Annotated in this window: 17 protein-coding genes; 7 read left to right on the plus strand and 10 right to left on the minus strand. The window is 72.6% G+C overall.

All coding sequences use genetic code 11. From position 1 onward, the window contains the following. Window positions 1–35: 35 nt before the first annotated feature. Window positions 36–749, minus strand: coding sequence for a hydrogen peroxide-dependent heme synthase (gene hemQ / locus ABZ404_RS38090; RefSeq protein WP_358835507.1), 714 nt, complete (start codon window positions 747–749; stop codon window positions 36–38). A gap of 4 nt (window positions 750–753) precedes the next feature. Beyond that, window positions 754–2,193 carry a protoporphyrinogen oxidase gene (hemG, locus tag ABZ404_RS38095; protein ID WP_358835506.1) on the minus strand — a complete coding sequence of 480 codons (1,440 nt, stop codon included), beginning with the start codon at window positions 2,191–2,193 and terminating at the stop codon, window positions 754–756. 127 nt (window positions 2,194–2,320) lie between these two features. Between hemG and ABZ404_RS38100 the strand changes: the two genes are divergently transcribed. Next, complete coding sequence (locus tag ABZ404_RS38100) at window positions 2,321–3,700, plus strand: FAD-dependent oxidoreductase (protein WP_358835505.1); 1,380 nt, start codon at window positions 2,321–2,323, stop codon at window positions 3,698–3,700. A 178-nt stretch (window positions 3,701–3,878) separates the two neighbouring features. Here the strand turns inward: ABZ404_RS38100 and hemE are convergent, their stop codons facing one another. Further along, window positions 3,879–4,886 carry a uroporphyrinogen decarboxylase gene (hemE, locus tag ABZ404_RS38105; RefSeq protein ID WP_358835515.1) on the minus strand — a complete coding sequence of 336 codons (1,008 nt, stop codon included), beginning with the start codon at window positions 4,884–4,886 and terminating at the stop codon, window positions 3,879–3,881. 187 nt (window positions 4,887–5,073) lie between these two features. Here hemE and ABZ404_RS38110 point away from each other — a divergent pair, with 187 nt between their 5' ends. From ABZ404_RS38110 to ABZ404_RS38130, 5 genes are all read left to right on the plus strand, one after another. Further along, window positions 5,074–5,724, plus strand: a complete 651-nt coding sequence (locus tag ABZ404_RS38110; RefSeq protein ID WP_358835504.1) for a DUF3000 domain-containing protein — start codon at window positions 5,074–5,076, stop codon at window positions 5,722–5,724. A gap of 651 nt (window positions 5,725–6,375) precedes the next feature. Then, complete coding sequence (locus ABZ404_RS38115) at window positions 6,376–7,038, plus strand: response regulator transcription factor (RefSeq protein WP_067165591.1); 663 nt, start codon at window positions 6,376–6,378, stop codon at window positions 7,036–7,038. A 113-nt stretch (window positions 7,039–7,151) separates the two neighbouring features. After that, window positions 7,152–8,435 (plus strand): ribonuclease D, encoded by a 1,284-nt coding sequence (locus ABZ404_RS38120; protein WP_358835245.1) that lies wholly within the window; start codon window positions 7,152–7,154, stop codon window positions 8,433–8,435. Between the two features lie 208 nt (window positions 8,436–8,643). Beyond that, window positions 8,644–9,870 carry an acetyl-CoA C-acyltransferase gene (locus ABZ404_RS38125; RefSeq protein WP_358835246.1) on the plus strand — a complete coding sequence of 409 codons (1,227 nt, stop codon included), beginning with the start codon at window positions 8,644–8,646 and terminating at the stop codon, window positions 9,868–9,870. After that, window positions 9,867–11,996, plus strand: a complete 2,130-nt coding sequence (locus ABZ404_RS38130) for a 3-hydroxyacyl-CoA dehydrogenase NAD-binding domain-containing protein (RefSeq protein ID WP_358835247.1) — start codon at window positions 9,867–9,869, stop codon at window positions 11,994–11,996. The genes ABZ404_RS38125 and ABZ404_RS38130 overlap by 4 nt, the downstream gene beginning before the upstream one ends. 86 nt (window positions 11,997–12,082) lie before the next feature. Here the strand turns inward: ABZ404_RS38130 and ABZ404_RS38135 are convergent, their stop codons facing one another. Further along, window positions 12,083–13,240: a hypothetical protein gene (locus tag ABZ404_RS38135; RefSeq protein ID WP_358835248.1), complete on the minus strand. Its 1,158-nt coding sequence runs from the start codon at window positions 13,238–13,240 to the stop codon at window positions 12,083–12,085. A gap of 159 nt (window positions 13,241–13,399) precedes the next feature. Between ABZ404_RS38135 and ABZ404_RS38140 the strand changes: the two genes are divergently transcribed. Beyond that, window positions 13,400–13,804 (plus strand): NTP pyrophosphohydrolase, encoded by a 405-nt coding sequence (locus ABZ404_RS38140; RefSeq protein WP_358835249.1) that lies wholly within the window; start codon window positions 13,400–13,402, stop codon window positions 13,802–13,804. Here the strand turns inward: ABZ404_RS38140 and ABZ404_RS38145 are convergent. The 6 genes from ABZ404_RS38145 to ABZ404_RS38170 form a co-directional block, all read right to left on the minus strand. Then, window positions 13,771–15,240, minus strand: a complete 1,470-nt coding sequence (locus ABZ404_RS38145; protein ID WP_358835253.1) for a glycosyltransferase family 39 protein — start codon at window positions 15,238–15,240, stop codon at window positions 13,771–13,773. The genes ABZ404_RS38140 and ABZ404_RS38145 overlap by 34 nt on opposite strands. 140 nt (window positions 15,241–15,380) lie before the next feature. Then, entirely contained in the window at window positions 15,381–16,856 is a 1,476-nt protein-coding gene (locus ABZ404_RS38150; protein ID WP_358835250.1) for an amino acid permease, read from the minus strand. Between the two features lie 173 nt (window positions 16,857–17,029). Continuing rightward, window positions 17,030–18,943: a 1-deoxy-D-xylulose-5-phosphate synthase gene (gene dxs / locus ABZ404_RS38155; protein WP_358835251.1), complete on the minus strand. Its 1,914-nt coding sequence runs from the start codon at window positions 18,941–18,943 to the stop codon at window positions 17,030–17,032. Between the two features lie 227 nt (window positions 18,944–19,170). Next, entirely contained in the window at window positions 19,171–20,421 is a 1,251-nt protein-coding gene (locus tag ABZ404_RS38160) for a sugar ABC transporter permease (RefSeq protein WP_358835254.1), read from the minus strand. An 86-nt stretch (window positions 20,422–20,507) separates the two neighbouring features. Next, the gene (locus ABZ404_RS38165; protein WP_190091470.1) at window positions 20,508–21,296 is read right to left on the minus strand and encodes an ATP-binding cassette domain-containing protein; all 789 of its coding nucleotides are present in this window, start codon (window positions 21,294–21,296) and stop codon (window positions 20,508–20,510) included. Between the two features lie 198 nt (window positions 21,297–21,494). Continuing rightward, window positions 21,495–21,871, minus strand: a 377-nt coding sequence (locus ABZ404_RS38170; protein WP_358835252.1) for a substrate-binding domain-containing protein, incomplete at its 5' end; no start/stop codon positions are given.

Here is a 21,871-nt window from a genome sequence, read left to right on the forward strand (position 1 = left end):
CCCGGTCACCGGGCATACGAAGGTGGGGGCGGCCGTCAGGCCAGGCCCGCCACCAGGTCCGCGACGGACTTGCGGCGGCCCGTGTAGAACGGGACCTCCTCGCGGACGTGCATCCGGGCCTCGGAGGCCCGCAGATGGCGCATGAGGTCGACGATGCGGTGCAGCTCGTCGGCCTCGAAGGCGAGCAGCCACTCGTAGTCGCCGAGCGAGAACGAGGCGACCGTGTTGGCGCGCACGTCCGGGTAGCCGCGGGCCATCTTGCCGTGGTCGGCGAGCATCCGGCGGCGGTCCTCGTCGGGCAGCAGGTACCAGTCGTAGCTGCGCACGAAGGGGTACACCGACACGTAGTCGCGCGGGTTCTCGTCGGCGAGGAAGGCCGGGATGTGCGCCTTGTTGAACTCGGCGGGGCGGTGCAGCGCCATGTTCGACCAGACCGGCTCCAGGGCGCGGCCCAGCTTGGTGCGGCGGAAGAGGTTGTAGGCGCTCTGGAGCTCGTCGGCGGTCTCCGCGTGCCACCAGATCATGAGATCGGCGTCGGCCCGCAGCCCGGACAGGTCGTAGGTGCCCCGGACGGTGACGTCCTTGGCGGCGAGCTGGTCGAACAGCTCCTGGACCTCGTCGGCGAACCCGGCGCGGTCCTCGGGCAGCACGTCGCGCAGCTTGAAGACGGACCACAGCGTGTAGCGGATGACCTCGTTGAGGTCCTTCGCCTTCTTCCCTGCGTTCGGGATCTTTTCCGGTGCACTCATGAGGCTATTGTCCCGCGTCACGCTGAGTGTTCTGCGCCAGGGTCGACGTGGCGATGATCTCGTCGGCGGCGCGCCGGCCGCCGGCGACGCACGCGGGGATGCCGACCCCGTCGTACGCGGCCCCGCAGACCCGCAGTCCGGGCAGCTTCGCCACGGCGTCGCGGACGCGGGCCACGCGCGCGAGGTGGCCGACCGGATACTGCGGCAGCCCGCCGGTCCAGCGCGTCACCTCGGTGGCGACGGGCCTCGCGGCGAGCCCGACGGCCTCCCCGAGGTCCTTCAGCGACATGGCCACCAGGTCGGCGTCGTCGCGCTCCAGGTGCTCCTCCTCGCCGTACCGCCCGATCGAGGTACGGAGCACGAAGAGGTCGGGGGCCCGGTCGGTGACCCACTGCCACTTGTACGAGGAGAAGGTGGATGCCTTGATCGCGCGGCCCTCGACGGACGGGACCAGGAAGCCGGAGCCGCGCTCCAGGTGCTCCAGGTCGGCGCGCCGGAACGCCAGGGTGACCAGCGCCATCGAGGCGTACTCCACGCCCGCCAACTCGGCGGCGGCGGACGGGGACTCGGCGGCGAGCAGCGCGGACGCCGAGCGGGCGGGGGAGGCGAGGACCACGCCGTCCGCCTCGATCGCGGGCGCCTCGGGGGAATCCGTCCGGACCAGCCAGCCGTCGGCCGTACGGGTCAGGGCGCGCACCGGCGTCCCGGTGCGGATGAGGCCGCCCTTGGCGCGCACGGCGTCCGCGACCGCGAGCGGCAGGGTGCCCATGCCGCCGTCGAGGCCCATGAAGACCGGGCTGTCGTCGCGCGGCCCGGCGGCGGCCTTCGCCTGGACGCGGGCGACGCCGTCGAGGAGCGAGCCGCCCTCGCGCGCGAGGGCGTAGAGCTGGGGCACGGCGGCGCGCATCGAGATCCGGTAGGCGTCGCCCGCGTACACCCCGCCCAGGAGCGGTTCCACCAGGCGGTCGACGACCTCGCGGCCGACGCGGCGCGCCACGAACTCCCCGACGCCGATGTCCTCCCCGACCTCGGCGGGGGGCAGTTCGCGGTCCTGGGCGACGCGCGCCAGGCCCTCGGCGGAGAGGATCCCGGTGAGCGAGGCGGGATCGGCCGGGACACCCATCAGATGGCCCCTGGGCATCGGCCGCAGCGCTCCGCGCGTCCAGATCGCCGCGGTCGCCGCGGGCGGCCGAAGCCGGTCCCCGAGGCCCACCTCGCGCGCGAGGGCGACGCCCTCGGGGCGGCGCGCCAGCATCGACTCGGCGCCGAGGTCCACGCGCGCGCCCGCGATCTCGCCCGCCAACAGCTTGCCGCCCAGGCGTTCGGTGGCCTCCAGGACGGTCACGCGCGCGCCCGACTCCAGCAGGCGGTGCGCGGCGGCGAGTCCGGAGATGCCGCCTCCGACGACGACGATGTGCGGTGCGCTGACGGCGGAGTTGTCCATGCGTCCACTCTCTCAGACGGCACCGACAGCCCCGCGCCGAGTGCCGCGCCGGGGAATTCCGGGGCGCCCCCGCACGTATCTTCCCCAGGAAGGGCACGTGCGGGAGGACCGAGCGAGAGGGTGCGCAATGGCGACGGAGCGACTGGTGGTCATCGGGGGCGACGCGGCGGGGATGTCCGCCGCGTCGCAGGTCCGCAGGCTCAGGGGGCCGGACGACCTGGAGATCGTGGTGTTCGAGCGCGGCCACTTCACGTCGTACTCGGCCTGCGGCATCCCCTACTGGGTGGGCGGTGACGTGGAGGAGCGTGACAAGCTCATCGCGCGGACGCCCGAGGAGCACCGCGAGCGCGGCATCGACCTGCGCACGCGCACGGAGGCCGTCGAGATCGACACGGCGGGCAGACGGGTGCGCGCCCGTGATCTGGAGTCGGGCGAGGAGTCCTGGACGGCGTACGACAAGCTCGTGATCGCCACCGGCGCGCGCCCGGTCCGGCCCGACCTGCCGGGCATCGACGCGCCGGGCGTCCACGGGGTGCAGACCCTCGACGACGGACAGGCCCTCCTGGACACCCTGGCCGCGACGCGCGGGCGCCGGGCGGTGATCGTGGGCGCGGGCTACATCGGCGTGGAGATGGCCGAGGCACTGCTGCGCCGGAAGCACGAGGTCACGGTGGTGACCCGGGGCGAGGAGCCGATGGCCACGCTCGACGCGGACATGGGCCGGCTCGTCCACGAGGCGATGGACGCGATGGGCATCACCACGGTCACCGGCGCCGAGGTCACCAAGATCCTCACGGGCGCGGACGGCCGGGTGCGGGCGGTGGCCACGGCGGACGCCGAGTACCCGGCGGACGTCGTCGTCCTCGGCATCGGCGTGGAGCCGCGCACGGAGCTCGCCCGGGCGGCGGGACTGCCGCTGGGCGAGCACGGAGGACTGCTGACCGACCTGGCGATGCGGGTCCGCGGCCACGAGGACATCTGGGCCGGGGGCGACTGCGTGGAGGTCCTGGACCTGGTCTCGGGCCGCGAGCGGCACATCGCGCTGGGCACGCACGCCAACAAGCACGGCCAGATCATCGGCTCGGGCGTGGGCGGCGGCTACGCCACGTTCCCGGGCGTCGTCGGTACGGCGGTGAGCAAGGTCTGCGACCTGGAGATCGCCCGTACGGGGCTGCGCGAGCGCGAGGCGCGCGAGGCGGGCCTGCGGTTCGTGACCGCGACCATCGAGTCCACCAACAGCGCGGGGTACTACCCCGGGGCCGCCGTGATGACGGTGAAGATGCTCGCCGAGCGGCGCACGGGACGGCTCCTCGGTGTGCAGATCGTCGGCCGCGAGGGCGCCGCCAAGCGCGTCGACATCGCGGCCGTCGCGCTGACGGCGGGGATGACCGTGGAGCAGGTGGTGACCCTCGACCTCGGCTACGCGCCGCCGTTCTCACCGGTCTGGGACCCGGTCCTGGTCGCCGCCCGCAAGGCCGTCTCGGCGGTGCGGGCGGCGGGGAACTAGGGCGTGTGGCGAAAGTGGCGCCGTCCGCCCGGAGGGCGGGCCCCGCGGCGTCCGGTGCGTGCGATCGCAAGGCGGAGGGCCGCCCTCGTACCGGGTGTACGGGGGCGGTCCCGACAACGCGGCGAGCGCGCGTGCCGGGCGTCGCGGGGCAGGCGGGACTTTCGCAACACGCCCTAGCTCAGCGCTCGGTCCGCGTGTGGACGTAGTCCACCAGGCGGGTCAGCGCGTCCGGGTCGGTCGTCGGCAGGACGCCGTGGCCCAGGTTGAAGACGTGGCCCTCCAGGCTCGCCGCCGCCTCCAGGACCTCGCGGGTCTTCTCCTCGACCGCCTCGGGGGTGGAGAAGAGGACCGCGGGGTCCAGGTTGCCCTGGAGCGCCTTGCCGGGGCCGACGCGGCGGGCGGCCTCGTCGAGCGGGACGCGCCAGTCGACGCCGACGACGTCCGCCCCGGCCTCGCCCAGCAGGCCGAGGAGTTCGCCGGTGCCGACGCCGAAGTGGATGCGCGGTACGCCGTACTTCTCGACCTCGCGGAACACCTTCGCGGACGCCGGCATCACCGAGCGGCGGTAGTCGGCGGGGGCGAGGGCGCCCACCCAGGAGTCGAAGAGCTGCACCGCGGAGGCGCCCGCCTCGATCTGGACCTTCAGGAAGGCGCTGGTGATGTCGGCGAGGCGGTCCAGGAGGTCGGCCCACAGCTGCGGGTCGCCGTACATGAGCGCCTTGGTGTGCTCGTGGTTGCGGGACGGGCCGCCCTCCACGAGGTAGCTCGCCAGGGTGAAGGGCGCGCCCGCGAAGCCGATCAGCGGCGTCCCGCCGAGCTCGGCGGTCAGCATGCCGATCGCCTCGGTGACGTAGTGCACGTCCTCGGGGGTGAGGTCGCGCAGCCGGTCGAGGTCCGCGCGCGTACGGATCGGCTCCGCGACGACCGGGCCGACGCCGGGCTTGATGTCGAGGTCGACGCCGATGGCCTTGAGCGGCACCACGATGTCGCTGAAGTAGATCGCCGCGTCCACCTTGTGGCGGCGCACCGGCTGGAGCGTGATCTCGGTGACCAGCTCGGGCCGCATGCACGACTCCAGCATGGGGATGCCCTCGCGCACCTTCAGGTACTCGGGCAGCGAGCGCCCCGCCTGCCGCATGAACCAGACGGGCGTGTGCGGAACCGCCTCCCGGCGGCACGCCTTCAGGAAGGCGGAGTCGTACGTCTGCGTCGGCGGGCCCGCGAGCGGGGTCTCCCCGGCCCGAGCGGAGTCGAGGGCTTGGGGGTGTGCGTTGGCGTTCACGCCCCAAATCTTCGCACGTGGCCACAAGCCGTCGGCCGGGCCCGGGTGTCCCTACCGGCGCCGGGCGCCCGTTCCGCCTAGTCTTCCCCGCATGGCTGCCGCTCAGGGACGAACTTCGGATGGCGCCGGCGGCACGGACAGCGCGGACGGCAGGACCGTTCCGCTCGTCTTCCGCCAGGCGGTCGACGGGCTGCGGGGCGCACGGCTGCGCCCCGAGATCGAGGTCGACCCGACCCGTCCGCCGCAGCGTCTGGCGCCGCACGCGTACGCGCTGGAGGCCGCGGTCGTCGACAACGACCAGGATCTCGCGGACGGCCGGCTGGTGCTGCTGCACGACCCGGCCGGGCACGACGCCTGGCAGGGGACGTTCCGCCTGGTCACGCTGGTCCGGGCGGAGCTGGAGCCGGAGATGGCGGCGGACCCGCTGCTGCCGGAGGTCTGCTGGTCGTGGCTGACGGGCGCGCTGGAGGCGCGCGGCCTGTCGTACGGGGAGGCGAGCGGGACCGTGACGCGGGCCGGCTCGTACTACTTCGGCGGGCTCGCCCAGCGGCTGCCGGCGACGCAGATCGAGATCCGGGCGTCGTGGACCCCGCGCGAGGGGCACGGGGGCGTACCGGACGGGGCGGCGCACCTCGCGGCCTGGTGCGATCTGCTGTGCCAGGTGGCCGGGCTGCCGCCGGTGCCGGGCGCGTCGGGCGACGCGGGCGTCGTCACGCTGCCGCAGCGCCGGGACCCCCGCTAGCGCTGCGACGGAAAAGTGCACCGGTCGGCGGCGCCCGGCGAGGCACCACGCCGCGTGTCGCACCACCCGGGTACATCCATTACGCAGCCGATGCCCCACCTCACGACGCACCGCACCGGGCGCCGCGGGCTTCGGCGCCACGGGCTCCGGGCGCCACGGGCACCGGGCGCCGGGCTTCCCGGCGAACCCTTCCGGCCACGGCACCTACGCGCCGGACAGGAACGCGGACGCGAGCCGTCGGGAGCGCGCCGGGCCCCCGCCTGGCAGCCGCGCCCTGTCAGGCCCCCGCGCGGGCGCTGGGACCCCGCCGGCCGACGCGCCTGCCGGGGGGGCGAGCCCGTCGGGGGCTCGCCGCTCCTGGTGGCCGCGCCCGGTCACGCCCCCGCGCCGCCACCGGCGCCCGCACACCCGCCCGGTGTGAGACCCCCGCGCCCCGGAAAGGGGCCCGGTGGAGTCCCACGAGGCTCGTCCTGTCACTCCCCCATCGATCGCCTGTCCTAATTGCCCTAAATGTTTCTCACCAAATCGTGATCATTCCCTAAAGGCGGACGGGCAGGCTGCCGAAGAGGTCAGTGACCCTATCTGCACGGTTCGCCCCGGCTTCATCCCCGAGCCGGCTCCGTCCCGCACCCTTCCCCCCCAGGAGGCCTGGTGTCCGTTCTCCTTGAGCAGCCCGCAAGCCTGGTCGCCTACCGCCCGAACAAGCCGACGGCCATGGTCGTCGTCGCCGACCCCCGAGTCCGCTCCACGGTCACGCGCCACCTGTGGGCTCTCGGAGTACGGGACGTCATCGAGGCGTCGTCCATCGCGGAGGCACGTCCCCGCGTCGGCAACCCGCGCGACATCTGCGTTGCCGACGTCCATCTGCCCGACGGTTCCGGGCTCACCCTGCTGTCCGAGACCCGCGCGGCGGGCTGGCCCAACGGTCTGGCGCTGTCGGCCGCCGACGACATCGGCGCCGTGCGCAACGCCCTCGCGGGCGGCGTGAAGGGCTATGTCGTCACCGGCACGCGGACGAACATCGGCCACCCCACCCGCCCCGGCGCCGCCCCCATCGGCGCCGCGGCCGCCCGTATGCACCGCCGCCCCCCGGGTTCCCCGAGCCACCCGGGTGGCTACCGCGAGCTCTCCGGGCGCGAGGTCGAGGTGCTGCGGCTGGTCGCCGAGGGCCAGTCCAACAAGGCGATCGGCGTGTCCATGGGGCTCTCCGCGCTGACCGTGAAGAGCCACCTCGCCCGGATCGCGCGCAAGCTCGGCACGGGCGACAGAGCCGGCATGGTGGCCGTCGCGCTGCGGACCGGAATCATCCACTGACCCAGGCGTCCCGGGGGGCATGCTCCCCCCACACGGCACCGTGCGCCCCTCGCGCGCCCGTCGGCGGAACGTTCCGTCGACGGGCGCGGCGTATACACAAGTACCCTTGACAGGTGACCGACGCCCAAAAGACCGCAGCAGAGACAGCACTGCGAACCACCGGGGGCGCCCCCCCGGACGACGACGTCCCGGTCGATGGGCAGCCGACTCCCCTGCTGGAGCCGCGTGACGGCATTCCGCCCGTCGTAGCCACCGACGAGGCGCTCGCCGAAGTCGTCGCCGCGTTCGCGGCCGGCACCGGCCCCGTGGCCGTGGACGCCGAGCGCGCCTCCGGCTACCGCTACGGCCAGCGTGCCTACCTCGTGCAGCTCCGCCGCGAGGGCGCGGGCACCGCGCTCGTCGACCCGGTGGGCTGCCCCGACCTCTCCTCGCTCGGCGACGCCCTCGCCGACACCGAGTGGATCCTGCACGCCGCCACCCAGGACCTGCCGTGCCTGCGGGACATAGGCATGACCCCCTCCCGGCTCTTCGACACCGAGCTCGCCGGCCGCCTCGCGGGCTTCCCGCGCGTGGGCCTGGGGGCGATGGTCGAGAGCGTCCTCGGCTACGCCCTGGAGAAGGGCCACTCCGCGGTGGACTGGTCGACCCGCCCGCTGCCCGAGCCCTGGCTGCGGTACGCGGCCCTGGACGTGGAGCTGCTCGTCGACCTGCGGGACGCGCTGGAGAAGGAGCTCGACCGCCAGGGCAAGCTGGACTGGGCCCACCAGGAGTTCGAGGCGATCGCCGCGGCCCCGCCCGCGCCGCCGCGCAAGGAGCCCTGGCGGCGCACCTCGGGGATGCACAAGGTCCGCCGGCGCCGTCAGATGGCCGCCGTGCGCGAGCTGTGGACCGCCCGCGACAAGGTCGCCCAGCGCCGTGACGTCTCGCCCGGCAAGGTGCTCAGCGACTCCGCGATCATCGAGGCCTCGCTGGCGCTGCCGCTCGACGTGCAGGCGCTGATGGCGCTGCCCGGGTTCGGCCACCGGATGGGGCGGCGCCAGCTGGAGCAGTGGCAGGCGGCCGTCGACCGGGCCCGGGCCCTGCCGGAGTCCGGCCTCCCGCAGCCCGGCCAGCAGGTCGCGGGGCCCCCGCCGCCGCGCTCCTGGGCCGACAAGGACCCGGCCGCCGCGGCGCGCCTCTCGGCGGCCCGCGCGGCGGTGTCGGAGCTGGCCGAGCGGCTGAACATGCCGCAGGAGAACCTGATCACCCCGGACACGGTGCGCCGGGTGTGCTGGGAGCCGCCGGGCGACCGCTCCGAGGCGGCGGTGGCCGAGGCGCTGACCGCGTACGGCGCCCGCCGCTGGCAGGTGGAGCAGGTGACGCCGCTGCTCGCGGCGGCGCTGGCCGCCAACGCCTGAGCCGCGCGAACCGCTTCCGTACCCCCTGATGACCGTGGTCATCAGGGGGTACGGCCATGTGGGGGTCCGGTGGAGTGTGACGTTCGCCGCTCCTGGCGCCGGGACTGGGCAGTTTGGTTACCCGCTAGTAGCATGGCGGGGTGAGCGCGCGCTCAGGCGTGGGCCTCACGCGCAGCAGTGCCATCCCGCACCCTGGAGGAGAGCCATCGTGCCTCGTACCGTCAGGGACGTCGTCTTCGTCGACGGCGTCCGCACCCCGTTCGGCAAGGCGGGCCCGAAGGGCATCTACCACGAGACCCGGGCCGACGATCTCGTCGTCAAGGCGATCCGGGAGCTGCTGCGCCGCAACCCGGCCCTCGACCCCACGAAGATCGACGAGGTCGCCATCGCCGCGACCACGCAGATCGGTGACCAGGGTCTGACCCTGGGCCGCACGGCCGGCATCCTCGCGGGCCTGCCGCAGTCCGTGCCGGGCTACTCCATCGACCGCATGTGCGCGGGCGCGCTGACCGCCGTGACCTCGGTCGCCGGCTCCATCGCCTTCGGCGCCTACGACGCCGTCATCGCCGGCGGTGTCGAGCACATGGGCCGCCACCCCATGGGCGAGGGCGTCGACCCCAACCCGCGGTTCGTGAGCGAGAAGCTCGTCGACGAGTCGGCCCTGTTCATGGGCATGACCGCCGAGAACCTGCACGACCGCTACCCGCACATCACCAAGCAGCGCGCCGACGAGTACGCCGTGCGCTCGCAGGAGAAGGCGGCGAAGGCGTACGCCAACGGGAAGATCCAGCAGGACCTCGTCCCGATCTCGGTGCGCAACACCAACGCCGAGGTCGGCGAGACCGGCTGGGGCCTGGTCACCGCCGACGAGCCGATGCGCCCGGGCACCACGCTGGAGAGCCTGGCGAACCTGAAGACGCCGTTCCGCGTCCACGGCAACGTCACCGCGGGCAACGCGGCCGGCCTCAACGACGGCGCCACCGCGTCGATCATCGCGTCCGAGGAGTTCGCGCGCGAGAACGGCCTGCCGGTCAAGATGCGCCTCGTCTCCTACGCCTTCGCGGGCGTCGAGCCGGAGGTCATGGGCTACGGCCCGATCCCGGCGACCGAGAAGGCGCTGGCCAAGGCCGGTCTGTCGATCGAGGACATCAACCTCTTCGAGATCAACGAGGCGTTCGCCGTCCAGGTCCTCGCGTTCCTGGACCACTACGGCATCGCCGACGACGACGCCCGCGTCAACCAGTACGGCGGCGCCATCGCGTTCGGCCACCCGCTCGCCTCCTCCGGCGTACGCCTGATGACGCAGCTGGCGCGCCAGTTCGAGGAGCAGCCGGAGGTCCGCTACGGCCTCACCACCATGTGCGTCGGCTTCGGCATGGGCGCCACGGTCATCTGGGAGAACCCGCACCACAAGGACGCCGGAGGCAGCAAGTGAGCACCACCGCTGAGCTTTTGAAGGGTGCGGCCGAGCTGTTCCCGGACGAGGTCGTCACCTCGGCGCACGTGCGCCACCTCGACCTGCCGTTCGGCGCGGGCCGGTTCGCGCTGATCACGCTGGACAACGGCTTCGACCACACCAAGCCGACCACCTTCGGCCCCGGCTCGCTGGCGAACCTCAACGCCGCCATCGACCAGGTGGAGAAGGAGGCGGCCGAGGGCACCATCGTCGGCGTCGGTGTCACCGGCAAGCCGTTCATCTTCGCGGTCGGCGCCGACCTCAAGGGCGTCGAGCTGCTGAAGAAGCACGAGGACGCGCTGGCCATCGGCAAGGGCGGCCACGAGGTCTTCAAGCGCCTCGCCGCGCTGGCCGTGCCGACCTTCGCGTACTACAACGGCGCGGCCATGGGCGGCGGTGTCGAGGTCGGTCTGCACTGCACCTACCGCACCGTCTCCAAGGCGCTGCCGGCCTTCTCCCTGCCCGAGGTCTTCCTCGGTCTGGTCCCGGGCTGGGGCGGCTGCACGCTGCTCCCCAACCTGATCGGCCCCGAGAACGCCGTCACGGTGATCATCGAGAACTCGCTCAACCAGAACCGCCAGCTCAAGGGCAAGCAGGTCTTCGACCTCGGGATCGCGGACGCGATCTTCGAGGGCGCGGACTTCCTGGAGCAGTCGCTGATCTGGACCGCGAACGTCCTCAAGGGCGACGTCACGGTCGAGCGCCCCGAGATCGACCGCGGCGAGGCCTGGGACCAGGCCGTCGCCAAGGGCCGGTTCGTCGCCGACTCCAAGGTGCACGGCGCGGCCCCGGCCGCCTACCGCGCGCTCGACATCATCGCGGCGGCCAAGGACGGCGACCTCCAGGCCGGTTACGACGCCGAGGACAAGGCGCTCGCCGACCTGATCATGGGCGGCGAGCTCCGCTCCGGCATCTACGCCTTCAACCTGGTGCAGAAGCGCGCCAAGCGTCCGGCGGGTGCGCCCGACAAGTCGCTCGCGCGTCCGGTCACCAAGGTCGGCGTGGTGGGCGCGGGCCTGATGGCCTCGCAGCTCGCGCTGCTGTTCCTGCGCCGCCTCGAGGTGCCGGTCGTCCTGACCGACATCGACCAGGAGCGCGTCGACAAGGGTGTGGGTTACGTCCACGCCGAGATCGACAAGCTGCTCGCCAAGTCCCGTATCAACCAGGACAAGGCCAACCGCCTCAAGGGCCTGGTCTCCGGTGTGCTGGACAAGGCCGAGGGCTTCTCCGACGCCGACTTCATCATCGAGGCGGTCTTCGAGGAGATCGGCGTCAAGCAGCAGGTGTTCGCGGAGGTCGAGGCGGTCGCCCCGGCGCACGCGATCCTCGCCACCAACACCTCCTCGCTGTCGGTCTCGGAGATGGCGTCGAAGCTGAAGCACCCCGAGCGGGTCGTCGGCTTCCACTTCTTCAACCCGGTCGCGATCCTCCCGCTCCTGGAGATCGTGCGCGGCGAGCAGACCGACGACGCGGCACTGGCCACGGCGTTCGGTGTCGCCAAGAAGCTGAAGAAGACCGCGGTCCTGGTGAAGGACGCCCCGGCGTTCGTCGTCAACCGCATCCTGACCCGCTTCATGGGCGAGATCCAGAACGTCATCGACGAGGGCACCCCGGTCGAGGTCGCCGAGAAGGCGGTCGAGCCGCTGGGTCTGCCGATGTCGCCGCTGGTCCTGCTGGAGCTGGTGGGACCGGCCATCGGTCTGCACGTCTCGGAGACGCTCAACCGCGCCTTCCCGGACCGCTTCACGGTCTCCCCGAACCTCGCGGCGGTCGTCAAGGCGGGCAAGCGCGGCTTCTACGTCTACGATTCCGGCAAGCCGGAGCTGGACCCCGAGGTCGTGGCGCTGCTCAAGCAGGGCGACTCGGTCCTCACCGAGGAGCAGACCCGCGACCGCGTCCTGGACGCGGTGGCGCAGGAGATCGGTCTGATGCTGGACGAGGGTGTCGTGGCCGAGGCCCAGGACATCGACCTCTGCCTCATCACCGGCGCCGGCTGGCCCTTCCACCTGGGCGGCATCACGCCGTACCTGGACCGTGAGGGCGTCTCGGAGCGCGTGAACGGCAAGACGTTCCTCGCGCAGGGCGTGGCGAGCGTCCCGGCGTAACACCCCGCGCACAGCGCACAGGAGGCCCCCCGCGGACGCGGGGGGCCTCCTGGCGTGTCCGGGTCGGCCGACGGGCCGACGGGGCGTCAGACGGCCGTCCAGGGCTCCAGGGCCAGGCCCGGCTCGGTGGTCTTCTGCCGGGTGACGCGCAGCCGTCCGTCGGTGCCGAAGGCGGCGAGGACGACCCGCCCCACGGCGTCGATGGCGAGCGCCGGCACCCCGGCGCACACCTCGCCCGTGGAGGCCCACACCGCGCCGGCCGACTCGGCCTCCGTGGGGTAGGCGGCGAGCGCCGGGCGGCCGTCGGGGCCGCGCTGGGCCATCAGCGTGCAGTCGTGGCCGTCGACGGGGGTGCGCAGCACGGCGACCGGGCCGTTGGAGGCGCCGCCCAGCGCGGCCGCCGGGAGGTCCTCGCGGAAGGCCCGGACCTCGCCGTCCTCGGACTCGCGCCAGAAGAAGGTGATCCGGCCCTCGCCGGTGTGCTGGGCGCTCACCGACCCGTCCGCCACCTGGAGCTTGAGGTCGGGCACCTGCTCGAACTCGTTGGCGCCGGGGCTGCGCCTCCAGCGCATCACCCCGCGCCGGGCCGGGGCCAGTACCTCGATGAGGCCCTCGTCGGCCGTGCTCGCGCAGACCGTCCCGTACGAGCCGGAGCCCTTGAGGTCCTTCCAGTTGCCCCACTTGCCGGAGGACAGCTGGCCGCGGGCGCAGAGCCCGCCCCCGGCGTTGCGGAGGAAGACCCACAGGTTGTCGGCGGAGTCGACGACGGCGGCCGGGTGGCCGACCGCGGCGGCCTTGTCCTGGTCGCGGTAGGGCGTGCCGAGCGGATACCAGTCCTTGACCGGGCGGCCCGACTGGTACTGGATGGCGTGGACGACGTCCGTCCTGGCCTCGCCCGCGGGCGTCGTGGTGCGGCGCAGCGCGACCAGGTGCACATAGCCGTCGGCGCCCTGGGCGACGGTCAGGCGCGGGTCGAGTCCGGCCGCCGGGGCGACCAGTTCGGGGCCGCTCCACTCGGGGCCGCCGGGGCGCGTCTCGGTCCAGCGGAGCACACCGCCCGCGGCCGGCGCGTACGCGGTCAGCCGGCCGTCCTTGCCGCGCAGCAGCCAGCCGGTGACGGCCGGGGAGCCGTCGGGCAGGGCGGGGGCCGGGACGGGGCCGGGCGAGGTGACGGGGGCGGCGGCGGGCGTCTCGCGCTCCGGGCCGGCCTGCCCCTTCGAGGTACGCGCAGGCTTGAACGCCATGGCTCACCGACCACCTTTCCCTACCAGATCCGCGATGAGCGGCCGGATGCGACACACCATGAGACCCAGCGACAATAACACTCGCCCCGCAGCCCGGATTTCACCGGATTTCCCCGGTCCGACGTGCGATTTTCCCCCGCTCCGTGGCACCCTTCCGGGATGGGTACGACCTCGCTGGTGATCGTGGACGCGGCCAATGTGGTGGGCTCGGTTCCGGACGGCTGGTGGCGCGACCGGCGCGGAGCGGCGGAGCGGCTGCGGGACCGTCTGGCGGGCTACTCCGAGAGCGGTCTGCCGGGCCATCCGGGCCCCGTCGACCTGGTCCTGGTGGTCGAGGGCGCGGCCCGCGGGGTGGAGCCGGTGGCGGGCGTACGGGTGGAGTCGGCGCCCGGCAGCGGTGACGACCGGATCGTGGAGCTGGCCGCCGGGCGCGCCCCGGACCGCCCCTGCCTGGTGGTGACGGCCGACCGCGAGCTGCGCCGCCGGGTGGAGGCGCACGGGGCGCGCTGCGTGGGTCCGCGGGCGGTGCGTCAGCCCGCCGGGGAGGCGGACGGCGCGGACTGAACGCGGACGTACAGCACGGCCCCGTCGACCGTCCCGGCGAGCGGCTCGTAGTGGGCCGCCAGCAGCCGGCGCAGACTGGGAAGGCGCTCGGGGGCGTACGGCTCGCCCCGGGAGTCGTCGACGATCAGCACCGGCGGCCGGACGGCCAGCTCGGCGCGGAAGACGCGCCAGGAGCCCTCCACGCCGTAGCGCTCGCCCACCTGGGGTCCGTCGCGGCCGCCGCTGTAGTTGGTGAGCAGCCCGGCGGTCAGATAGCGGGTGGCGGGGGCGCGGCCCGCGAGCCAGTACGTCTCGGGGTGTATCCCCCACACCAGGACCGGCTCGTCCGGCGCCGAGCGCTCCCGTACGGCCGCGGCCAGGCGCTCGGCATGGGCCAGTTCGGGGCGCGGGGCGAGCAGCCCCCAGGTCAGGAAGAGCGCGCAGGCGCAGGCGGAGGCGAGGAGCGCGGCCGTCAGGCGCCGCGGCGGGAGGATCTGGAGGGCGGCGGCGGCCAGCAGCACCAGCGGCGGGACGAGCTGGAGGTAGTAGTGGCCGAAGAAGTGGAAGCCGGTGAGGACGGCCCCGGCCGAGGAGGCGAGCCAAAGCCACACGTCGGCGGCGCCGGTGCGGGCGATCCGCAGCACCCGCACCACCGGCGGGACCAGCCCGGCGCAGGCGAGGGCGAGCAGCGCGGTGTTGGCCAGCCCCCGGGCCAGGACGTGGAGTTCGGAGCCGGTGAAGGAGGCGTAGGCGCCGGAGCCGGTGACGGTCCAGAACAGGAACCCGGCCGGGCCGGTGAGGAGCGCGCCGAGCAGGACCGGGCCGCACAGTCCCGCGCCGGTGCGCAGCAGGGCGGCGCGGCGCGGGGAGGCCGTGCGCCACAGCAGCCAGAGGACGGGGACGAGGGCCGCGCCGCCGGTCTGCTTGGTGAGGAAGGCCCCGGCGACGGCCAGCCCGGCGCGGGCCCACTGGCCCCGGTCGGCGCAGCGCACGGCCGCGACGGTGAACGGCAGCATGAAGACCTCGAAGGTGGCCGCCTGGGTGTCCTCGGGGTTGAGGCCGATGGAGACGAGCAGATGGAGCACGCCCGCGACCCGGCCCGCCCGGTCGCCCCAGCGGCGACGGGCGGTGGAGGCGAGCAGGACGGCGGTGAGCAGTTGTGCGCCGACCGCCGCGATCCGCAGGGGGCCCAGCGAGGCGTCGCCGAACAGCGCGAAGGCGGCCTCGTACAGCCAGGGCAGCAGCGGCGGCTTGCGGTCGACGACCGTGTCGTACAGCGCTCCCCCGGCGGCGAGCTGGCGGGCCTGGACGGCGAGGTAGCCCTCGTCGGGGTTCCACAGGGAGTGCCGGAAGGAGGGCAGCCGGGTCAGGACGGCCAGGGCGGCGAGGGCGGGCAGCAGCCGCGTCCAGTACCCGGCGCGGCGCCCGGGCACCGGCTCCGCACGCGGCCGCGGCACCCGTGACGTACGTACGGAGGGTGACGGGGCGAGGGGGCCGGTGGGCGTACGGTGCACGGGATGCACGCTATCCGGCCCCGCAGTTCCGGCCGAAGCGGGACATACGGGGCCGGGCGATCAACTCCGGGAACCGGCAGCCGTCACTCTGCGTTGATACGGCTGTGGGAGCGCCCGTACAGGAAGTAGACGACGAAGCCGATCACCATCCAGATCCCGAACCGCAGCCAGGTCTCCGCGGGCAGGTTGAGCATCAGCCACAGCGAGGCCGCCACCGACAGGATCGGCACCCAGGGCACCAGCGGGGTGCGGAAGGCGCGGTGCAGATCGGGCCGGGTGCGCCGCAGGATGATCACACTGATCGCGACGACGACGAAGGCGAAGAGGGTGCCGATGTTGACCAGTTCGGCCAGCTCGCTGAGGCTGGTGAAGCCCGCGAGGACGGCGATGATCACGCCGAGCAGGATGGTCGGGCGGTGCGGGGTGCGGTAGCGGGGGTGGACGCGGGAGAAGAAGCGGGGCAGCAGCCCGTCCCGGCTCATCGCGAAGAACACCCGGGTCTGGCCGAGCAGCAGGATCATGCAGACCGTGGTGAGGCCGACGGCGGCGCCGAAGCTGATGACGCCCGCGTAGAACGGGTGGCCGGTGGCCTTGAAGGCGTCCGCGAGCGGGGCGTCGATGGAGAGCCGGCTGTAGTGCTGCATACCGGTGACGACGATGGAGACGGCGACGTACAGCGCGGTGCAGATGAAGAGCGAGCCGAGGATGCCGCGCGGCATGTCCCGCTGCGGGTTCTTGGTCTCCTCGGCGGCCGTCGCCACGATGTCGAAGCCGATGAAGGCGAAGAAGACGACGGAGGCGGCGGTGAAGATGCCCATCACACCGAAGTTGGTGGGCGCGTACCCCGACATCAGCTCGATCAGCGGCGCCTGGAGGTTGCCCCCCGCCTCCTGCGGCTGCGCCTTGGGGACGAACGGCTTGTAGTTGTCGGACTTGATGAAGAACGCGCCCGCGATGATCACGATCAGGACGACGGTGACCTTGATGGCCACGACGACCGAGGTGACGCGCGCGGAAAGCTTCATGCCGAAGACCAGGATGGCGGTCAGCACCAGGACGAGGGCGGCGGCGAGGATGTCGAAGCCGAAGCCGTGCGCGCCCTCGCGCCCGGCCAGCGCGTCCGGCAGGTGCCAGCCCGCGTTGTCCATCAGCGAGCGGACGTACCCCGACCAGCCGACGGCGACCACGGCGGTGCCGAGGGCGAACTCCAGGACCAGGTCCCACCCGATGGTCCAGGCGGGCAGCTCGCCGAGCGAGGCGTACGAGAACGTGTACGCGGACCCGGCCACCGGGACGGTGGAGGCGAACTCGGCGTAGCACAGCGCCGCCAGCGCGCAGACGACACCGGCCGCCACGAACGCGAGGGCGACCGCGGGTCCCGCGTTCTCCTTGGCGACCTTTCCGGTGAGGACGAAGATGCCGGTGCCGATGATGACACCGACACCGAAGACCGTCAGATCCAGTACCGACAGCGACTTCTTGAGTGCGTGCTCCGGTTCCTCCGTGTCCGCGATGGACTTCTCAATTGATTTGGTCCGAAACAGACCGGTACCAGCCACCTTGTGCACCTCCGCTAGCTCATGTCCCCGCCATGATCGGGACGTGGAGCGGTACGGGTACCGGGCGGCGGCCGTAATTCACGCGATTGGGCCGGTTCAACCACCCGTACAGGGCGATCGAACCGGCCCGTTGACCGGTGCGCGGCGCCGGTGGCGGCCGCGTGCGGGAGGCGTCAGTCGCGCGCGGGTTCCACGGCACTCGCGCTCTCCAGGCCGGCGAGCTTGGCGACCAGGCCGGTGACCTGGCGCGCGATGTCCGGCGCGGTCAGCCCGATCTCGGCCATGACCTCCTTGCGGGAGGCGTGGTCGAGGAAGCGCGGCGGGATGCCGAAGTCGCGCAGCGGCACGTCCACGCCCGCGTCGCGCAGCGCCTGGGCGACGGCCGAGCCGACCCCGCCGACGCGGCTGTTGTCCTCGACGGTGACGACGACCCGGTGGGTCTCGGCGAGCGGGGCCATCGCCTCGTCGACGGGCTTGACCCAGCGCGGGTCGACCACGGTCGTCGAGATGCCCTGGGCGTCCAGCAGGTCGGCGATCTCCAGGCACATCGGGGCGAGCGCGCCCACCGACACCAGGAGCACGTCGGGGCGCTCCGCCCCCGCCTCGCGCAGCACGTCCATACCGCCGACCCGGCCGACGGCCTGGACGGCGGGGCCGACCGCGCCCTTGGAGAAGCGCACCACGGTCGGGGCGTCCTCGACCTCCACGGCCTCGCGCAGCTGCGCGCGCACCTGGTCGGCGTCGCGCGGGGCCGCGATCCTGAGGTCGGGGACGACCTGGAGGATCGACATGTCCCACATCCCGTTGTGGGAGGCGCCGTCGGTGCCGGTGACGCCTGCCCGGTCCAGGACGAACGTCACCCCGCACTTGTGCAGGGCCACATCCATCAGGACCTGGTCGAAGGCACGGTTGAGGAAGGTGGCGTAGACGGCGAAGACCGGGTGCAGGCCGCCGGTGGCCAGGCCAGCCGCGGAGACCGCGGCGTGCTGCTCGGCGATGCCCACGTCGTACACCCGCTCGGGGAAGGCCTTGGCGAACTTGTCGAGGCCGACCGGCTGGAGCATGGCCGCGGTGATCGCGACGATGTCCTCGCGCTCCCTGCCGAGCTTGACCATCTCCTCGCCGAAGACCGAGGTCCAGTCGAGACCCGAGGTGGAGACCGGCAGACCGGTGTCCGGGTGGATCTTGCCGACGGCGTGGAAGCGGTCGGCCTCGTCCGCGAGGGCGGGCTGGTAGCCGCGGCCCTTCTCGGTGAGGCAGTGCACGATGACCGGGCCGCCGAAGCGCTTGGCGCGGGTCAGCGCGGACTCCAGCGCCTCGATGTCGTGGCCGTCGATCGGGCCGACGTACTTCAGGCCGAGGTCCTCGAACATGCCCTGGGGGGCGATGAAGTCCTTGAGCCCCTTCTTGGCGCCGTGCAGCGTCTCGTAGAGCGGCCTGCCGACGACCGGGGTGCGCTCCAGGAGGTCCTTGCCCTTGGCCAGGAACCGCTCGTAGCCGTCGGTGGTGCGCAGGGTCGCCAGGTGGTTGGCGAGGCCGCCGATGGTCGGCGCGTAGGAGCGCTCGTTGTCGTTGACGACGATGACCAGCGGGCGGTCCTTGGCGGCGGCGATGTTGTTCAGCGCCTCCCAGGCCATACCGCCGGTGAGCGCGCCGTCGCCGATGACCGCGACGACGTGGTCGTCCCGCTTGAGGACCTCGTTCGCCTTGGCCAGGCCGTCGGCCCAGCCCAGCACGGTGGAGGCGTGGCTGTTCTCGATGACGTCGTGCTCGGACTCGGCCTGCGAGGGGTAGCCGGAGAGGCCGCCCTTCATCTTCAGCTTGGAGAAGTCCTGGCGGCCGGTGAGCAGCTTGTGCACATAGCTCTGGTGGCCGGTGTCCCACAGGACCTTGTCCTTGGGCGACTCGAAGACGCGGTGCAGAGCGATGGTGAGCTCCACGACACCCAGGTTGGGGCCGAGGTGCCCGCCGGTCTTGGAGACCGCGTCCACGAGAAAGGTCCGGATCTCAGCGGCCAGCTGGTCCAGCTGCTCCGGGCTGAGCCGGTCGAGATCGCGCGGTCCCCTGATACGGGTAAGCAGCGGCACCCGTGCCTCCTTGCATCCGTGCTGGTCGAGCATGCCGATTTGGCCGAGTCTAATGTTCCGTCCGCGACGGCGGTCATCGGGCGGTGCGTTCGACGCCACTCGAATGGCTGACATCCGCGCCCGCGCACGGCTGTGCCCGGCGCCGCGAGGGGCGCCGGGCACAGCCGTGGTCCGTCGGTGGTCTCCCCCCTTGCCCCGCAGGGGACGGGAGGGGATGCGGGGCGCCGTCAGGCGCGACCGGCGGACTTCTGGGTCTTGCGGGTCACCGCGTCGATCACGACGGTCGCGAGCAGTACGCCACCCGTGATCATGTACTGGATCGGCGAGGCGATGCCCTGAAGGGCCAGGCCGTACTGGATCGACGTGATCACCAGCACACCGAGCAGCGCGTTCCAGGTGCGGCCGCGGCCGCCGAAGAGGCTGGTGCCGCCGATGACGGCCGCCGCGATGGCGTTCATCAGGAGCTCGCCGCTGCCCGCGCCCTGGTTGGCCGCGGTGATCTTCGAGGCGAGGAAGAGGCCGCCGATGGCCGCGAAGGTGCCGGAGATCGCGTAGATCGAGGTGCGGATCATCACGACGTTGATACCGGCGCGGCGCGAGGCCTCGATGGAACCGCCGAGCGCGAAGACCTTGCGGCCGTACGCGGTGCGCCGGAGCACGAAGTCGGTGAGGACCAGGACCGCCAGGAAGAGCACCACCGCGAGCGGGAGGCCCTTGTACTGGTTGTAGACGGCGGCGGCGCCGACGGCCGGGACGGCGAGCAGGACCGTGCGCAGCACGATCTCGCTGAGCGGGCGCGAGGGCACCCCGGCGGCCTCGCGGCGCCGGCTGTCCAGGAGCGAGGTGAGGAAGAAGGCCGCCACCGCGACCACGGCCAGGCCGTAGGCGGCCGCCACATCGGTGAAGTAGTAGCTGGTCAGCTTGGCGACCAGGCCCTCGGAGTCCAGGTTGATCGTGCCGTTGCTGCCCAGGATCTGGAGCATGAAGCCGTTCCAGAAGAGCAGACCGGCCAGGGTCACGGCGAACGCGGGGACGCCGATCCTGGCGAACACGAAGCCGTGGATGGCGCCGGCGACCGTGCCGGTGAGGACGGCCAGGACCAGGGCCAGCCACTCGGCCATGCCGTGGGTGACGTTGAGCACCGCGAAGGTGGCGCCCGCGACACCGCTGACCGAGCCGACCGAGAGGTCGATCTCGCCGAGCAGCAGCACGAAGACGATGCCGGTGGCGATCATGCCGGTGCCGACCATGGCGACCGAGATGTCGGAGAGGTTGCCGGCGGTCAGGAAGTTCGAGTTCAGGCTCTGGAAGATCGCCATGATGACGATCAGGCCGACGACGACCGGCAGCGACCCGAGGTCGCCCGCCTTCATCTTGCGCTTGAACTCGGACACGTAGCCCGCGAAGCCCTGCTCGCGCACGAGCAGGCGCGGGTCGACGGCGGTGACCGCCTCGCCCGCGGCCGGCGGGGCGTCCACGGGGGCCTCGTGCGGCTTGTCGAGGTGGATGGGGGCGGTCGGGTCCGCCGCCTCGGCCTTGTCCACGGGGGAGGTCTTGTCGGTGCTCACTTCTGAACCTCCGCGTTGCGCGCCGCACGGCGGGTCACGGCGTTGTCCGTGGCGCCGGTGATGGCGGAGATGATCTCTTCCTGCGAGGTGGTCTTGACGTCGAAGACGCCGTTGTTGCGGCCCAGGCGCAGCACGGCGACCTTGTCCGCGACGGCCTTCACATCGGCCATGTTGTGGCTGATGAGGATGACGGCGTGACCACGCTCGCGCAGCCGCTCGACCAGGTCGAGGACCTGCGCGGTCTGCTCGACACCGAGGGCCGCGGTCGGCTCGTCGAGGATGACGAGCTTGGGCTCGCCGAGCATCGAGCGGGCGATGGCGACGGTCTGGCGCTGGCCGCCGGAGAGCGACGCGATCGGGATGCGGACGCTGGGGATGCGGATCGAGAGCGTGGTGAGCAGCTCGCGCGAGCGGCGCTCCATCTCGACCTCGTCGAGGATGCCGCGCTTGCGCAGCTCCCGGCCGAGGTAGAGGTTGCCGACGACGTCGATGTTGTCGCAGAGCGCGAGGTCCTGGTAGACGGTCGCGATGCCGAGCGCCTGGGCGTCGTGCGGCTTGTTGATCTGTACGCCGCGGCCCTCCCACTCGATGACGCCGTCATCGATGGGGTGCACACCCGCGATCGTCTTGACCAGCGTGGACTTTCCGGCTCCGTTGTCGCCCACCAGGGCGACCACCTCACCGGCGTGGACCTCAAGCTCTACGTCGGTGAGCGCCTGAACGGCACCGAACCGCTTGGAGACCCCGCGCAACGCCAGCACGGGCGTAGCGGACACGTGAACCATCTCCTTCGCCGCCTGACCGGCGGGGATGCCGCGCCCGAGGAGGGGGGCGCGGAGGTTTGAGCAGAAGAGAACGAGGAGGAGAAGCGTTCCGTCCGGCGCCCCGCCCGATAGCGGGGGCTGAGAAGGAGGGCGGGGCGCCGGAGGGGCTTCGGGGGCCGGGGCCCGCGCACAGCGTGTGCGCGGGGTTCCGGCGGGGGACTACTTCAGGCCGAGCGTGTCGCAGGCGGCCTTGTAGTTCGAGGTGCAGATCTCGTCGACCTTGTAGATGCCGTCCTTGATGACGGTGTCCTTGATGTTGTCCTTGGTCAGCGACACGACCGGGAGGATCACCGACGGGACGCCCTTGGTGGTCGGGCTGTCGACCTTGGACTTCGCGATCGAGTCCAGCTTCTCACCCTTGGCCAGCGCGACGGCCATCTCGGCCGCGATCGGGCCTTCCTGGACGTACGGCTTGTAGACGCTCATGAACTGCTCGCCCGCGACGATGCGCTGGACTCCGGCGAGTTCGGCGTCCTGGCCGGTGACCGGGGGAAGGGTGGAGAGACCGGCGGCCTTCAGGGCCGTGATGATGCCGC

This window comes from Streptomyces sp. NPDC005878 (assembly GCF_040629815.1).
Lineage (GTDB): Bacteria > Actinomycetota > Actinomycetes > Streptomycetales > Streptomycetaceae > Streptomyces.

What these genes read in the sequence shown, in the direction of transcription:
- ABZ404_RS38100 (WP_358835505.1), top strand. Translation starts at nt 2,321, where the DNA reads ATGGCGACGGAGCGACTGGTGGTCATCGGGGGCGACGCGGCGGGGATG.
- hemG (WP_358835506.1), bottom strand. Translation starts at nt 2,193, where the DNA reads ATGGACAACTCCGCCGTCAGCGCACCGCACATCGTCGTCGTCGGAGGC.
- ABZ404_RS38110 (WP_358835504.1), top strand. Translation starts at nt 5,074, where the DNA reads ATGGCTGCCGCTCAGGGACGAACTTCGGATGGCGCCGGCGGCACGGAC.
- hemQ (WP_358835507.1), bottom strand. Translation starts at nt 749, where the DNA reads ATGAGTGCACCGGAAAAGATCCCGAACGCAGGGAAGAAGGCGAAGGAC.
- ABZ404_RS38165 (WP_190091470.1), bottom strand. Translation starts at nt 21,296, where the DNA reads ATGGTTCACGTGTCCGCTACGCCCGTGCTGGCGTTGCGCGGGGTCTCC.
- ABZ404_RS38135 (WP_358835248.1), bottom strand. Translation starts at nt 13,240, where the DNA reads ATGGCGTTCAAGCCTGCGCGTACCTCGAAGGGGCAGGCCGGCCCGGAG.
- ABZ404_RS38140 (WP_358835249.1), top strand. Translation starts at nt 13,400, where the DNA reads ATGGGTACGACCTCGCTGGTGATCGTGGACGCGGCCAATGTGGTGGGC.